The organism is Clostridium sp. MCC328 (genome assembly GCF_018785465.1).
GTDB classification, from domain to species: Bacteria; Bacillota; Clostridia; order Lachnospirales; family Lachnospiraceae; genus Pilosibacter; species Pilosibacter fragilis.
The window spans coordinates 598-15,498 of record NZ_WQPW01000132.1; the positions used below are offsets into that span (position 1 = coordinate 598).

The following is a 14,901-nucleotide window of genomic DNA, read 5'->3' on the forward strand; positions in this document are numbered from 1 at the left end:
ATTGAGAATATCGGGAGTTGAACTTGAAACAGAAAGAAAAATTTCCTGATCTCCGCCCAAAACGTAGATTTTGTTCGGGACTGCGTAGATACGAAACAGCCCCGCTCGTAATAACAGAACCGTGGGACACACGGGGATAGCTCGCCTATGCTTTGCCCAATAGGGCAATCGAACGAGAAGCCCCCACTTCAAGCGTTAGCTAAGTGGGGGGAGTATGTCACAGAAAATGATCTTCGCATCCTGTCCGCCGAGCTCGATGGCGGTTCCCACAGTCTCGTAGGTCTTCTTTAAGGCGATGGAGTTAGCGACGACCTCCTGGATATAGGGGGTGCCAGCCGCCTCGGCCACAGGCTTTGCACCGGAACCGGTGAGAATGATCCTGGCGTCACAGTCAGGAAAACGCTCTGCCGCTTCCCGGATCGCGAAGAGGACGCTGGCGAGCTGGTCCGCGTGGTGGCGGCGGTAGTCAGAGTATAAAAGTGTCTCGGTCCCGGCATCCAGGACCGTGATCTTTGTTGTGGTGGAACCGACATCGATTCCAATCAGTAACTTTTTCATAATCGTATTCTTTCATATTGATAACAGTCCGATTGCTTTGAAGGTGACGGTTATCTTTTGCTCTGTTAGTCCTTAGCTGTATAGTTTAGAAAGAAAAAAGGCATAAAACCGTTTTGCATCTAAAATCATGCCGATTTCTGCCAATTCATTCAGTATTTTAGTGCCTGAATTTTTAAAAGTCAAGAATTGCGTGGGATAGAAAAGGGAAAATAGTGCTAAAATTTCGCTAAGATAGTGCAAAAATGGCGGAAAATACAGGAAGTCAGGGAAAAAGAGGAGACTTGAAAAAAGAAAGAAAAAAGTCGAAAACAGCAGTTGCGGCGGTGTGCTGGATACAGGTAAAAATCAGATTAAAGCTGGAAAAATAACTATTTGAAGAAAAAGGCATGTAAAAATCAGAGAAATCTGATCCACATGCCTTTTATAGGAAGTTCTATCGTAACTGTTCAGTAGGTCTGCGCACTTGCTGCGCTGACCGTAAGAAAACATAGGCTGGAAGGCAAAAATCCCATCAGCGAAGCTGATCTGGAATGGATTTTTGCACGTAACTATGAAGGCACTGAATAGTTACGTTCTATCATTCTTTTACGAGAACTTTTGTGATTTCTGCAATATAAACAGTGTGATAATCTTTCTCCGGATACCATTTTCCATCGTTCTCTTTTGCGATAAAGTTCTCCGGCTTGATCTCATCCTCGTAGAGCTTCCTGCACACGAAGACCATGTCGGCCTCCTCGAAAGCAGCTGTTCCGTCTGTGAAATACGGGGTAAGTCCAGCTTCTTTGACCTTGTCGCAGTCGCGGCCTGACTTGGAACCGCAGATGGAGAGTGCCTGCTTGTACTCCGGTCCGTAGAAGGACAGGGTAAATGTATCGTTTGCGTCCACGAATTTCTTTGTGTAGCGCTGCGGACGGATATAGCAGGTGGCAACATTCTTGCCCCAGAGGACGCCGAGACCGCCCCAGCTTGCTGTCATGGTGTTACAGCCGGATTCGCCGCCAGCGGTGATGAGCATCCACTCAGAACCGATCTTTGTGAAGGGATTAAAATTCAGACTTTTGATATCAACTTCTTTGAATGCCATGGAAAAATCTCCTTTCAATGATAAAACTGCAGTAACTGTTCCGTAGATCTTCGCAGTTACAAACTACTTTTATTATAGAATGAGATAAAATAAATTGCAAATGATTTGTATCCTGAAGGCTGGTTCATGAAAAAGCTGTGCAGGGTGCGGAAAAAATTCATGAGTAGATAAGGAAATTGTGCTTGAATGAACATGATATAGGTGTTATATTTTTAACAAGACAGGAAATTCACGCGGACGATCATGATTGGAGGAAAGCATATGAGAGGCGTAGAGACAAGGATCCAGGAGATCCGCCACCGGATCTTCAGGGAAGTGGCGAGAATGGCGTACCACACGGAATGGCCGGTGGACAAACGGATTGAGGAACTTCCGTATAAGATCATTCCGGGAGAAGTCGGAAATTTCAGAAACGATGTTTTTTTGGAGAGGGCGATCGTGGGCGAGCGGCTCCGTCTTGCCATGGGACTTACGTACCGCGGGGCATCGGATCCGGCACCGGTATCCCGGGGAATCGAGGAGGCGGACAAACCGGAGACATACTACACGCCGCCGCTCATCAATGTGATCAAATTCGCCTGTAACGCGTGTCCGGAAAAGCGGGTCTATGTGACAGACGGCTGCCAGGGCTGCCTTGCCCACCCATGTGTGGAGGTGTGCCCGAAGGACGCAGTGAGTCTGGACCGCACAAACGGAAGATCCAGGATCGACCCGGATAAGTGCATCAAGTGCGGACAGTGCGCGAATGTCTGTGCCTACCATGCCATCATCATCCAGGAGCGCCCCTGCGCGGCGGCCTGCGGCATGGATGCTATCCACTCGGACGAGAACGGAAAGGCGGATATCAACTACGACAAATGCGTCTCATGCGGACAGTGCCTCGTGAATTGCCCGTTCGGAGCCATTGCGGACAAATCCCAGATCTTCCAGGTCATCCGCGCGATCCAGACAGGTGAGAGAGTGTACGCCGCTGTGGCACCGGCATTTGTCGGTCAGTTTGGCCCGAAGGTAACACCTGGAAAGCTGAGGGCGGCCATGAAAGCCCTGGGCTTTGCGGACGTCTTTGAGGTCGCCATCGGCGCGGATCTCTGCGCGGTGCAGGAGGCGGAGGACTTCGTGAAGGAAGTTCCGGAACAGCTGCCGTTTATGGCGACATCCTGCTGTCCGGCATGGTCCATGATGGCGAAAAAACTGTTCCCGGACTACGCGAACTGCATCTCCATGGCGCTGACGCCGATGACGCTCACCGCGAGACTTATCAAGAAGCAGCATGAGAAGGCAAAGGTGGTCTTTATCGGGCCCTGCGCGGCGAAAAAACTGGAAGCCATGAGAAAATCTGTGCGGAGTGAGGTGGATTTCGTCCTGACCTTCGAGGAGATGGCGGGAATCTTTGACGCAAAGCATGTGGATATCGAGAATATCGCGGAGGATGAAAGCGGAGTCAATGCGGCATCCAGGGATGGAAGAAACTTCGCAGTTGCCGGCGGCGTCGCGAAATCCGTGGTGGATGTGATCGCCCAGATGTACCCGGATAAGGAGATCAGGGTGGCGAATGCCGAGGGCTTAAAGGAGTGCAAGAAACTTTTACAGCTTGCCAAGGCAGGAAAGTACAACGGATACCTGTTGGAAGGAATGGCATGCCCGGGCGGCTGCGTGGCAGGTGCCGGAACAATGCAGCCGGTGAAGAAATCCCAGACGGCAGTCTCCTTATATGCCGCGAAAGCAGGTCATGTGACCAGCGATAGGACGGAGTATGTGAGTGAGCTGGAGAAACTGGTGGACTAAGTGCGTGGCAGCTTGTTTTTCCGGTTCAGGCCGCAAAGCAACCGATTAAAGAGTTATCAAATAAAAGCGGCTTCCTTGACGGAAAGCCGCTTTCGTTGTAAAATACGTACTTGACTCGTTTTTTAGTGGAAAGATCCAGCAAAGACATGTCACAGTGAGCAGGAAAGGAGGAACTTTAAGATGGATCAGAAGATGGAGAAAAATAAGAATAAAACAGGACTTGTGCTGGAAGGCGGCGGTATGCGCGGCATCTATACGGCGGGAGTCCTGGACGTATTTCTGGATGAAGGCCTTACCTTTGACGGGGTGATCGGCGTTTCGGCGGGAGCGGTCCATGGATGCAGTTTCCTTTCGGGACAGAAGGGAAGAAGCATCCGGTATTATAAAAAATACTGTGCGGACAAGCGCTTTATGAGCACCGAAAATCTGATCAGGACAGGAAATTTTGTGGATACTGATTTCTGTTACCATGAACTTCCAGAGATCCTGGATGTTTATGATTATGACACGTTTAATAAAAATAAAGAGCACACCGATTTCTACGTGGTCTGCAGCGATGTTGAGAAGGGGAAGCCGGTCTACGCGAAGCTTCACGATATGAAGCGTGATATCGGCTATATCCAGGCATCAGCGTCGCTTCCATATGTGTCAAAGTTTGTGGAGCTTGACGGCAGAAAACTGCTCGACGGCGGATGTACGGACAGTGTCCCGGTGGAAGCATTCCGGAGACTGGGATATAAGCGCAATGTTGTGGTCCTCACGAGAGATTCAGAGTACCGGAAAAAGCCGGAAAATACCTGGATGGCGGATATTGTGTACCATAAATACCCGAAGTTCGCAGAGGCACTTAAGAACCGGGCTGTCGAGTACAACATGAGTATCCGGAATATCGAAAAGCTGGAAAGAGCGGGCGAAGTTTTCGTGATTCGTCCGAGCGTTCCTCTTACGATCCCGAGGATCTGCAAGAGCGCCGAGAAGATCGAAAAGACATATCAGATTGGTGTCATGGACGCGAAGAAGATAATGGCGGATCTGAGAAAATGGCTGGAAACGTCAGAAGGATCAGAAGGGTGACGGAGCAGTCATGAAATAGTGAAGCCACCAGAGAAAAATAATTATGCGGGAGCGCCCGGTCTGCTTTATGGGCAGATGACAGAATGGAAAACACACTGATAAGGGGGAGAAAGATATGGCAGCAGGAAAAAAAGAAAATCAGAACGCGGACCATATGATCCGACCGGTGGCGTATATCCACACGGATTTCCCGACAAAATTCGGAATTCCGAGACAGAGCGGCCTGACGGGTGATCTGGAGGCAAAGATCGTCTTTGAGCCGGAATTTTCCAATCCAGAGGCCATCCGGGGGATCGAAGAGTTCTCCCACCTCTGGCTGATCTGGGAGTTTTCGGAGAACGTCAGAAAGCCGGGAAACTGGTCAGCGACGGTGCGTCCGCCGAGACTCGGGGGAAACATGAGAGTCGGTGTGTTTGCCACGAGATCCCCGTTCCGTCCGAATCCCCTGGGACTCTCTGTCGTGAAGCTTAAAAGAGTGGAATACCTGGAAAACGGCGCTCCGGTCTTAGTTGTCACGGGGGCGGACATGATGGATGGGACGCCTGTCTTTGACATCAAGCCCTACATCCCCTTTGCGGACAGCCACCCGGAAGCGAAGGGCGGCTTCACGGACCAGACGAAAGAGTACGGGCTTGCGGTGGAGATCCCGGAAGAATTTCTGGAGTTCCTGCCGGAAGAAAAGCGGGATCCGCTCCGCGCAGTTCTGGCCCAGGATCCACGTCCGTCCTACCAGGAGGATCCGGACCGGGTTTATGGCATGGAATTTGCCGGATATGAGGTGAAGTTTACCGTGTCGGAGAAGGTTCTCCATGTGAAAAGTGTGGAGAAATGTACTGTTTGAGCAGTGCAGAAAAATGATTTAGAAGAAAAAAGTTATGGAAAATGATCGTGATGACGATCTTTGTTGTCGCCATCGGTTCCCTTGGAATCGCAGGTATCCCTGGAACAGCGACCATGGCTGCTTCCGTCGGACTTTCCGGTGTCGGCATGGGCGCCCAGTTCGGTATGGTCAGTCCGATCTTAGCCATAGACCCGATCATCGACATGCCGAGAACCATGATCAACGTCACCGGTTCCCTGACGAATGCACTTGTTGTAGATAAGATGATGGGAAATCTGAATCTGGATGACTACAATGATATGAGTTTAAATACTCTGGACAGCAAAGCAAACAAGGAAAGCGCAGAGAAATAAAATAGCTGCAAAGAAGCGTAAATTCCCCGTGTGTATCTGTAAGGCAGGTATGCGCGGGGGATTTTTTGCGGAAAAACAGTGGTGATTTCCGTAAAATGGGCATTTAAGTATGAATTTAACATGCAAAAATGTTAAATTCATAACTATATCCGCTAAAAATTCGAAAAAACTGGACAGTCTCATATTTTCCTGTATAATAAATACTCGTGGTCTTTTTTCGGGACCAGACAGTTACTTTTACACACACAGGTAAGAAAAAGGAGAATATTGAGTATGGAAAAAATACGTCCAATGTTGTTCACAACATTGAAGAAGTATTCCGGTGCCCAGCTGATGTCTGATGTGGTAGCAGGTATCATCGTAGCCATCATTGCCCTTCCGTTGTCCATCGCGCTGGCACTGGCGTCCGGCGTAGGTCCGGAGCAGGGAATCTACACGGCCATCGCGGCAGGCTTCGTGATCTCATTCTTAGGCGGTAGCCAGGTACAGATCGCAGGACCGACAGCAGCCTTCGCTACGATCGTAGCAGGTATCGTTGCGAGAAGCGGCGTGGAAGGACTGGCAGTCGCAACGATCATGGCAGGTATCATCCTTGTTATCATGGGATTCTGCCAGCTTGGTTCCTTGATCAAATTTATCCCGTTTACGATCACCACCGGATTCACCTCCGGTATCGCGGTGACCATCGTGATCGGACAGTTAAAAGATTTCTTCGGTGTCACATACCCGGCAGGTATGGAGACCATCGAGACCATGCAGAAGTTAAAAGCTTTTGCCGCTGGTTTCGGAACCATGAATGTTCATGCGTTGATCGTAGGTCTTGTCTGCCTGGCGATCCTCATCGTAATGCCGAAGATCACGGAGAAGATCCCGGGATCCTTAGTGGCGGTTCTCGTTGGTATCGTGATGGTGAAATTCCTTCCGTTACAGGTCAACACCATCGGCGACCTCTACAGCGTCAGCAACGCGCTCCCGGCTTTCCATATGCCGGCCTTCAGCTATGACGTGATTCAGGGCTCTTTATCGGATGCCTTCACCATCGCGATTCTGGCAGCCATTGAGTCCCTGCTTTCCTGTGTTGTCGCGGACGGCATGATCGGCGGAAAACACCGCTCCAACACAGAGCTTGTGGCCCAGGGTGCAGGAAACATCGTTTCTGCGTTATTCGGCGGAATCCCGGCGACAGGCGCTATTGCCCGTACAGCGGCAAATATCAAGAACGGCGGACGCACTCCGGTAGCCGGAATGGTCCACGCAGGTGTTCTTCTTCTGATCCTTGTGATCCTGATGCCTTACGCAAGCTGGATCCCGATGCCGACGATCGCGGCGATCCTCTTCATGGTGGCATACAACATGTGCCAGTGGAGAACCTTTGCAAGACTCGCAAAGACAGCTCCGAAGAGCGATATCGCTGTTCTTGTGATCACATTCTTCTTAACAGTAGTCTTCGACCTTGTCGTAGCGATCGAGGTGGGCATGGTACTTTCCTGTCTGCTGTTCATGAAGCGCATGAGCGACGAGATGGGAGTCAGAAGCTGGCTTCATGTGGAAGAGGTCGAGGAGCAGAAACGTGAGGAAGAGGAAGCTTCCAGGGGAGCGAAGAGGACGATGTCCGTGGAAGAGGCGCAGTTGAAGGCAGCAGCCGAGGAGATCAACCCGGCCAAGCTTCGCCAGATCCCTATGGAGCTTGCGGTATACGAGCTCACAGGACCGTTATTCTTCGGCGCGGCTGACCGCATCAACCAGATCGAAGTGAACGAAGTCACAAGATGTCTGATCCTTCGTATGCGGGCGGTTCCGGCGGCGGACAGCACAGCGATGAACTCCATGACAGCCCTCTGCGAGCGCTGCAAAAAGAACGGAGTTACCCTGATCATGTCCCATGTCAACGAGCAGCCGATGCGCGCGATGGAGAAAGCCGGATTCGTGGATCTCGTGGGAAGAGAGAATTTCTGCAGGAATATTGAGGAAGCACTTGACCATGCGGACAAGGTGCTTGAGAAGTAAATAAAACGCGGAGACAGATTTTCTGCGCAAGGCTGAAAAGAGCTGTGTGACTATATGGGGGTCAGCAGCTCTTTTTAGCGTTTGTAGGGAAGACCAGACTGCAAAAATTAAATGATATTTTTGAAAAAGTCTGTTAAGACGACGCAAAATACGAAAAATACATACAAAAGTTACAAAAATCCTGACGAAATATATTGTATCTGTTATTTGCAAAATTTGCGTTAAGGAGGAAAAATAAGCGATTAAGGAGCGGCTAAAAAGCAGGCTAAAAGGTAGCAGGGATAAAATTTCTGTGATATATATGTTCCGACTTAAAAACAGGAGAGGAATTTCATCCTGTCAGATTAAAAACATCCCGAAAAAAGAAATTTCGCAAAGATTCTTTGCAGGAAACAAAAGCGGGGTGGATGTAAAAGAAAAATTTGGGAGGTATATATCATGGCTAATTTATTTTCGATCCTTTTCATCATCCTTGTTGCAATCGTAGGCGGTATCCCGACCATCGTAATCACGGGGTATATTCCGGTCATGATCGCACAGAAGATCTACAGGAAAGTGAAATATGGATATTCTTTGTATCGTTAAAATATGATAAAGCGCAGGATCACAGTCAACAGCGGGCAAATGGGCATGTTGATTCAGAATGCGCAGGAGCGGCAAGATCGGTTATATTTCATGCAGCAAATAGAGTATAACCAAAATGGGTGATTTTTCGGAAAATTATCTGCAATCTTAACACGAATTTAGCAGAAATTATGTTATAATAGTCCAAAAGAAAAACAGCCGGCGTTGAAGGTGCCAGTTGTTTTTTTGGATCATTATAAGAAACCGGAGGTTCCCCTATGAGCACAAAAGTCAGATCAGTGTTAAAGAACAGCGGGATCGCGTTCGGGATCCTGGGAATCGCGACGGCATTTTGTTTTCTTGTCCAGAGGATCTCAGAATCAGACACGCACGTCCCGCTGTTGTTCGTTTTGGCGGTGCTGTTTGTGTCCCGCTTTACGGATGGATATGTTTATGGAATCGTCGCATCGATCATCGCTGTTTTCGGTGTGAACTACGTTTTTACATTCCCATATTTCAAACTGAACTTTGCGATCACGGGATACCCGCTGACCTTCGTCGCCATGCTGGCTGTGGCCTGCAGCGTCAGCGCCCTGACGACCCAGATCAAGAAACAGGAGCAGATGCGGCTGGAGGTTGAGCGGGAAAAGATGCGCGCGAACCTTCTGCGGGCGGTCTCCCATGATATCCGCACACCGTTGACGTCGATCGTCGGCTCCGCGTCCGGGATCATCGACAACTATGACGCGCTATCGAAGGAAAATATCCTAGAACTCCTTGAGGACATGAAATCCGAGGGTCAGTGGCTCGTCCGGATGGTGGAAAACCTTCTTTCCATCACGAGGATCGGGGATGGAACCGCCAGAATCAATAAGGAAGATGAATTGGTGGAGGACGTGATCAGCGGAGCGATCACGAAATTCAGAAAACGATTCCCGGATATCGAGGTAGTCCCGAAAGTGCCGGAGGATGTTCTGTTTGTGCCTATGGACGCGATCCTGATCGAGCAGGTGATCGTAAATCTCCTGGAAAATTGCGTGCTCCACGCGGACGGTATGACAAAGATCTGGTTGATCGTGACGGAGGACGGGGACCAGGTGAAATTCTCTGTTGAGGATGACGGTGCCGGAATCAAGGAGTCCGCTCTTCCGAGAATGTTCGACGGAAGTTTCCAGTCGGAGGACGGAAAAGAGAGCGATTCTAAGCGAAATATGGGAATCGGACTTTCGGTTTGCATGACCATCGTAAGAGCCCACGACGGAATCATGAAAGCAGAAAACAGAAAAGAAGGCGGTGCCAGAGTGATGTTCTGGCTGCCGAAAGGAGTGGACACGGAATATGGAGATTAAAGACAGAGTGCTGGTCGTGGAAGACGACAAGAGGATCAGCAATTTCATCAAGACAGTGCTGGAAGCGAACAATTACGATGTGATCGTCGCGCAGACGGGAGCGGAGGCATACAGCATGGTGACCTCCCAGTGTCCGGACGTGGTGATCTTGGATCTCGGTCTGCCGGACATGGACGGCATGAAGATCTTACAGGGCGTGCGGGAATGGTCCGCGATGCCGGTGATCGTTGTGTCGGCGAGAACCCATGAGAGGGATAAGGTGGAGGCGCTGGATCTCGGAGCTGACGATTACATCACGAAGCCTTTTGGAACATCCGAGCTTCTCGCAAGGATCCGCACCGCGATCCGTCACACAAGGTCTGGGATCCCGAATCAGCCGGGCGGACAGACGGGAGTTTTTAAATCCGGCGGATTGACCATCGATTATGACAAGCACCGCGTGTTTATCGACGGTGTGGACGCGGGACTGACCCAGAACGAGTATAAGATCGTGAGTCTTCTTGGAAAGTATGCCGGGAAAGTCATGACTTACGACTATATTATTAAAGAGATCTGGGGACCGAATATGAAGAATGATAACCGGATCCTGCGTGTGAATATGGCGAATATCCGGAGAAAGATCGAGAAGAATCCGGCGGAGCCGCAGTATATTTTTACAGAGGTTGGCGTCGGATACCGGATCGTGGAGCCGGATTAGGACAGGATGGCGTGTTGCAGCAAAAAGTGAATAAGCTATGGTAAAAACACACCTGCTGTGTCCTCTATAAATTTAGAGGGCAGCAGGTGCTTTTTGTGTAATAGGGAATTCCGAGAAATTCCCTATTACACAAAAGGCACTAACGTGCCAATGATGCGCACTCGCGCGAAGATGTAGATTGTCGCAAGCGACCGCGCGAGGCGCGAGATATGCCAAGGCACATTGGTGAAGGCTGCAGACCAGGGAATTTTAAACCTGCTGAAATTATTGTGTGGCAGCAGCCTTCCGGACAAGTTCATCCAATGTCCCGAACCGGTAGCCCATCTCCTCCCACTTCGTCAGCAACTCATCGAGGATCGCCGCGTTGGTGGATGAGGTGCTGTGTAAAAGCACGATGGCACCGGGATGGATGCGGCCGAGAAGTTTTTTGAACGCTTCCTCCTTTGTGGGCTGCTGATCCTGATACCAGTCCACATAGGCGAGACTCCAGAAGAAGGTCTGATAGCCGAGAGCTTTTGCCATCTGAAGATTCGCTTTGCTGTATTTTCCCTGGGGCGGCCGGTAGTATTTCCGCATGGTCTCCCCTGTGATCTCTGTGTAGAGTGCTTCGAGGCTTGAGAGCTCTTTTGCGAAACTTTCCCGGTCGCTGATCTTCGACATGTCCGGGTGGTGATATGTATGGTTTGCGACAATATGTCCCTCGGAGATCATGCGCTTTACGAGGTCCGGGCTGGTCTCCAGGTAGTTCCCGACAACGAAAAACGCGGCGGGAACCTGATGCTTTTTCAGGGCATCCAGGATCGAGGGAGTGTTGCCGTTCTCGTATCCGGCGTCGAAGGTCAGGTAGATGACCTTTTCGCCGGAAAGATCAGCGTACCAGGCATTGTACTGCTTTAATTCATCCGCCGTTGCGTTTGCCACAGGCGGTTTTCCCTCCTGCTGGAACGAGAGCCCCCAGTTTCCGTCAGCGGAGGCCGGGACTGCCGGAATAACGGTGGCGGCGAAAGCGCCGAGGACGTAGGAGAGGGGGAGGAGGATGAGAGCCAGGAGAAACGTTCCGAGACGGCGTGGGCTCGGAATGCGGGAGCGGCAGAGCGGAAGATGGATATGTTCCCGCAGAAAAGAGAAGGAAGAAAAAATCATAGTGATAACCTGTTTTTTACAGTATATGCGTCCTCAGATATTTGTATTCCACCGCAAAATGTGGTAAGATGTGTTGGTGTGCGTATTGGGTGCCGGTCTGCGGCAGCACAATACGGCGGCATGAAAGGAGAGAGGCAATTGAAGATCAGGATCCGGAGGATTCTTTTTCCAATTCTGTTCTGCCTGGCGGTGGCGTGTCTCATCGAGCTTCCGCTTGCGCAGACGATGCTGTTCGGGGACGATGTGATCCTGTGGGATACACTGTTCCGGGCGATCGTGGCGGTTCCGATGCTGGTACATCTTTATAGAGAGGATTCGGTGTTCCGGGGAAAAGAACACTGGAACGGAAAAATCGCGGCAGCAGTATTTTTTGGCGGCGCAGGAATATCCCTGGCATTCGGCTTTGCGGTGAAAACACTTCAGATCCCTGGCGCGGTGTTGGCGGATGAGAGCCTGTTTACGGGAAATCTCTGGCTGGAGGCTGTGGTGCTTCTGGCGGCATCCCCTGTTCTGGAGGAATACTTTTTCCGCGGCGTTCTCTATGGAAGGTGCAAGGAACTTGTGTCCGCCCCGGCAGCAGCATTTATGACTGCGGCATTTTTCAGTGTGTTCCACTGGGATCTTGTGCAGGGAATCTACAGCTTCTTTATGGGGCTGATCCTGGCATATCTTATGGAAAAGACGAACACGGTGAAGGCACCGGTGGTGTTCCATTTCGCGGCGAATCTGGCGGCACTTGTTCTGGCGGTTCTCTAGCCTGATGGAAAAAATGTGCTTATATTTCCGTATCAGAATCGATCGGTTCCAGTGGTTTTGATGCCGCAAAGATGGCGAAAAAGGCGGCAGATTGCCGTAAAATCGTAAGGGAATTGTAATTGAATCATCAAAATACAGATGATAAAATAGTTTAGGCAAAAAGAAAGGCGGGAAAACGATATGAAAAAAAGAACCTTATTCCGCAGCGGTGCGGCGTTTCTTATGGGACTGCTGATGACCGCGGCGGTGGGATGCTTCACGAGCTTTGCTTATGACAGTGCATGGCTGAAGGCTTGTTCGGTAGAGAACGGAAACAGCATTTCCGTCACAGGAACAGCTACGACCGGCGCTTTAAATGAGGGGGAAACTCCGGATGATGGATATTATTATCTGTTCGAGCTTCACCCATATGAGTCTGAGATAGGCTCCAGAACGGACTACATCGCATGGAGCAACAAATCCGACAAGTTAAAATTCACCTTAAAATACAGCGGTGATTCCACAGATACGATGCTCTATTCCAGATTTGTGGTTGCGTTAAAGACCGGCAGCACCTACACCCCGATCAGCAATGCGATCTATGTGACGAACCCGGGCGATGTGGCAAAATATCGTGAGGCTTACCCGGAGCCGATGAGCAAAAAAGGACTTCTGATCCAGCTCGATATGCTCGGTGACGCGCTGAATCTGGGTGTGAAGCACACGACGGTCAATATCCCGTATCACCAGCTTGTGGGCGGCAATTTAAAGTACAAATACAACGGAAAGACCTACAACTTCAACGGTGATCTCATCAAGGATTATGATAAGATGATCAGTGCGTTCTCCGCAAAAGGAATCGTTGTGACGGCGATCCTTTTAAACGGCTGGAACGACAGCTACCCGGAGCTTCACGAAGCCGGGCTTGCGAAGAGAAAGGAAGCTTTCTACTACGGTTTTAATGTCTCCACGGAGCAGGGATATGAGACGACACGCGCGCTGCTCTCCTTCATGGCAGAGCGCTATTCCGGCGCCCACGATGATTACGGCCGCGTCAGCAACTGGATCGTCGGAAACGAGATCAACAACAACTTAAACTGGAACTACACAGGTCCGATGGACATCGATTCCTACACAAAACTCTACTCAAAGGTATTCCGTGTGGCCTACACGGCAATCAAGAGCCAGAGCCGCAACGCGAGAGTATTCTTCTCCACAGACTATGAGTGGAAGCGGGCGAACTCCAATCTGATGTACGGCGCGAAGGACTTCATCGACCGGTTCAACGCCGATATCCGCGACGAGGGAAATATCGAATGGGGACTTGCCTACCACCCATACCCGCATCCGATGACGGAGCCGGAGTTCTGGGATGATGATCAGACAGGTGCTGTCAACAATACAGAAGATTCACCGGTCGTAAACTTCAAGAACCTCAACGTCCTGACGGATTACTTCCAGAAGGACATCATGCGTGATGCAGGCGGAAATGTCCGCCATATCATTCTCTCTGAGGAAGGCTTTACATCAAAGAGCGCGACCCGCGGAGATGTCTATGATATCCAGGCGGCGGCATTTGCCTACGCGTACTATCTTGTGGACAACAACCCGTATATCGACGCGTTTATCTTAAACCGTCAGGTCGATGCGGTGATCGAGGTAGAGCAGTCCTGCTCGTTTGGTCTCTGGACAGTTGACATGTCAAGCCCGAACAGGGTCATCGCCGTTATGCCGAAGAATATTTACAACGTATTCAAATATATTGATACAAATAAATCTCTGAAGTATACGGAATTTGCGAAGAAGATCATCGGAATCAACAAGTGGAGCGATGTGATCCCGGGATTTAAGCTGCAGGAATAATTCAAAAAATAAAGCTGGTATTTTGATTCGGCAGGATACTTTCGGATATGTGTTCTGCCGGATCTTTTTTGCTTACAAATACCAGTTTTACGGGATTTTATTGACAAAATCCTAACGAGGGCTTATAATGCGCTATGACGATTATTTAGTACGACAACTCAGGAAATGACAGGAAAACAGTTTTGTGTGTCAACATTTTTCAGGAGGATATCATTATGGCAAAGAAGAATCCAATCGCAGCCGCAGCAAAGAAAATGGCTGCAGCACCGGTTAGCAATAGCACTGTAGAAGTAAAGGCAGCAGAGACAAAGACAGTAAAGGCAGAAGCAAAGGCAGAGGCTCCGAAGGCAGAAGCTAAGAAAGCAGAAGAGCCGAAGAAAGAGACAGCAAAGAAAGCTCCGGCAAAGAGAACAACAGCAAAGGACATCAAGACATCCGTAGTTGTACAGTTCGCTGGCAAGGAAGTTACAGAGAAAGACCTCATTGCAGCTGTTAAGAAAGCCTACACAAAGAAAGGCAACAAAGTCGGCGATATCAAGACCATCGAGATCTATGTAAAGCCGGAAGAGAGCGCTGCTTACTATGTAGTAAACGGTATCGGCGCAGACGATTACAAGATCGAGCTGTAAGTTGAGATGATAGTTTAGCTATGTCCGGATGGACATATGGCTGGGCAAATGTGTTTAGACACAGTCTTGCAGATGGACATATCCTGGGTGTGCCGCCTGCAAAAGAACAGAAACTGTAACTGTTCAGTAGGTCTGCGCCCTTGCTGCGCTGACCGTAAGAAAACATAGGCTGGAGGGCAAAAATCCCATCAGCGAAGCTGATCTGGAATGGATTTTTGC

The 14,901-nt window shown here is 49.9% G+C and carries 14 protein-coding genes; 11 read left to right on the forward strand and 3 right to left on the reverse strand.

What is annotated here, in order from left to right; translation table 11 throughout:
* Positions 1 to 195 precede the first annotated feature (195 nt).
* Complete coding sequence (locus GPK83_RS15380; protein ID WP_015554116.1) at positions 196 to 558, reverse strand: Activator of 2-hydroxyglutaryl-CoA dehydratase (HSP70-class ATPase domain); 363 nt, start codon at positions 556 to 558, stop codon at positions 196 to 198.
* A 577-nt stretch (positions 559 to 1,135) separates the two neighbouring features.
* Positions 1,136 to 1,642, reverse strand: a complete 507-nt coding sequence (locus GPK83_RS15385; protein WP_215705180.1) for a flavin reductase — start codon at positions 1,640 to 1,642, stop codon at positions 1,136 to 1,138.
* A gap of 261 nt (positions 1,643 to 1,903) precedes the next feature.
* Here GPK83_RS15385 and GPK83_RS15390 point away from each other — a divergent pair, with 261 nt between their 5' ends.
* The 8 genes from GPK83_RS15390 to GPK83_RS15425 all read left to right on the forward strand — a co-directional run bounded on the left by GPK83_RS15390 (position 1,904) and on the right by GPK83_RS15425 (position 10,312).
* Positions 1,904 to 3,427 (forward strand): 4Fe-4S dicluster domain-containing protein, encoded by a 1,524-nt coding sequence (locus GPK83_RS15390; RefSeq protein ID WP_215705181.1) that lies wholly within the window; start codon positions 1,904 to 1,906, stop codon positions 3,425 to 3,427.
* A 180-nt stretch (positions 3,428 to 3,607) separates the two neighbouring features.
* Entirely contained in the window at positions 3,608 to 4,501 is an 894-nt protein-coding gene (locus GPK83_RS15395; RefSeq protein WP_215705182.1) for a patatin family protein, read from the forward strand.
* Positions 4,502 to 4,616: 115 nt separating this feature from the next.
* The gene (gene tsaA, locus GPK83_RS15400) at positions 4,617 to 5,342 is read left to right on the forward strand and encodes a tRNA (N6-threonylcarbamoyladenosine(37)-N6)-methyltransferase TrmO (protein WP_215705183.1); all 726 of its coding nucleotides are present in this window, start codon (positions 4,617 to 4,619) and stop codon (positions 5,340 to 5,342) included.
* A gap of 41 nt (positions 5,343 to 5,383) precedes the next feature.
* Positions 5,384 to 5,695, forward strand: coding sequence for a cation:dicarboxylase symporter family transporter (locus tag GPK83_RS15405; protein WP_252196394.1), 312 nt, complete (start codon positions 5,384 to 5,386; stop codon positions 5,693 to 5,695).
* 273 nt (positions 5,696 to 5,968) lie between these two features.
* Positions 5,969 to 7,702 (forward strand): SulP family inorganic anion transporter, encoded by a 1,734-nt coding sequence (locus GPK83_RS15410; RefSeq protein WP_215705184.1) that lies wholly within the window; start codon positions 5,969 to 5,971, stop codon positions 7,700 to 7,702.
* Between the two features lie 438 nt (positions 7,703 to 8,140).
* Positions 8,141 to 8,287: a hypothetical protein gene (locus GPK83_RS15415; protein WP_015554124.1), complete on the forward strand. Its 147-nt coding sequence runs from the start codon at positions 8,141 to 8,143 to the stop codon at positions 8,285 to 8,287.
* A gap of 257 nt (positions 8,288 to 8,544) precedes the next feature.
* On the forward strand, positions 8,545 to 9,615 hold the full coding sequence (locus GPK83_RS15420) for a DUF4118 domain-containing protein (protein ID WP_117485548.1): 1,071 nt from the start codon (positions 8,545 to 8,547) through the stop codon (positions 9,613 to 9,615).
* Positions 9,605 to 10,312 (forward strand): response regulator transcription factor, encoded by a 708-nt coding sequence (locus GPK83_RS15425; RefSeq protein ID WP_015554126.1) that lies wholly within the window; start codon positions 9,605 to 9,607, stop codon positions 10,310 to 10,312. The genes GPK83_RS15420 and GPK83_RS15425 overlap by 11 nt, the downstream gene beginning before the upstream one ends.
* 264 nt (positions 10,313 to 10,576) lie before the next feature.
* Here GPK83_RS15425 and GPK83_RS15430 read toward each other — a convergent pair whose 3' ends face one another.
* Positions 10,577 to 11,455: a polysaccharide deacetylase family protein gene (locus tag GPK83_RS15430; RefSeq protein WP_215705185.1), complete on the reverse strand. Its 879-nt coding sequence runs from the start codon at positions 11,453 to 11,455 to the stop codon at positions 10,577 to 10,579.
* A 138-nt stretch (positions 11,456 to 11,593) separates the two neighbouring features.
* On the opposite strand from GPK83_RS15430, the gene GPK83_RS15435 reads away from it, so the two are divergent.
* From GPK83_RS15435 to GPK83_RS15445, 3 genes are all read left to right on the forward strand, one after another.
* The gene (locus GPK83_RS15435; RefSeq protein ID WP_215705186.1) at positions 11,594 to 12,211 is read left to right on the forward strand and encodes a CPBP family intramembrane glutamic endopeptidase; all 618 of its coding nucleotides are present in this window, start codon (positions 11,594 to 11,596) and stop codon (positions 12,209 to 12,211) included.
* A 180-nt stretch (positions 12,212 to 12,391) separates the two neighbouring features.
* A complete protein-coding gene (locus tag GPK83_RS15440) occupies positions 12,392 to 14,053 on the forward strand; it encodes a DUF5722 domain-containing protein (protein ID WP_117485544.1) in 1,662 nt (553 codons plus the stop codon).
* 215 nt (positions 14,054 to 14,268) lie between these two features.
* On the forward strand, positions 14,269 to 14,682 hold the full coding sequence (locus GPK83_RS15445; RefSeq protein WP_015554129.1) for a DUF6465 family protein: 414 nt from the start codon (positions 14,269 to 14,271) through the stop codon (positions 14,680 to 14,682).
* Positions 14,683 to 14,901: the final 219 nt, after the last annotated feature.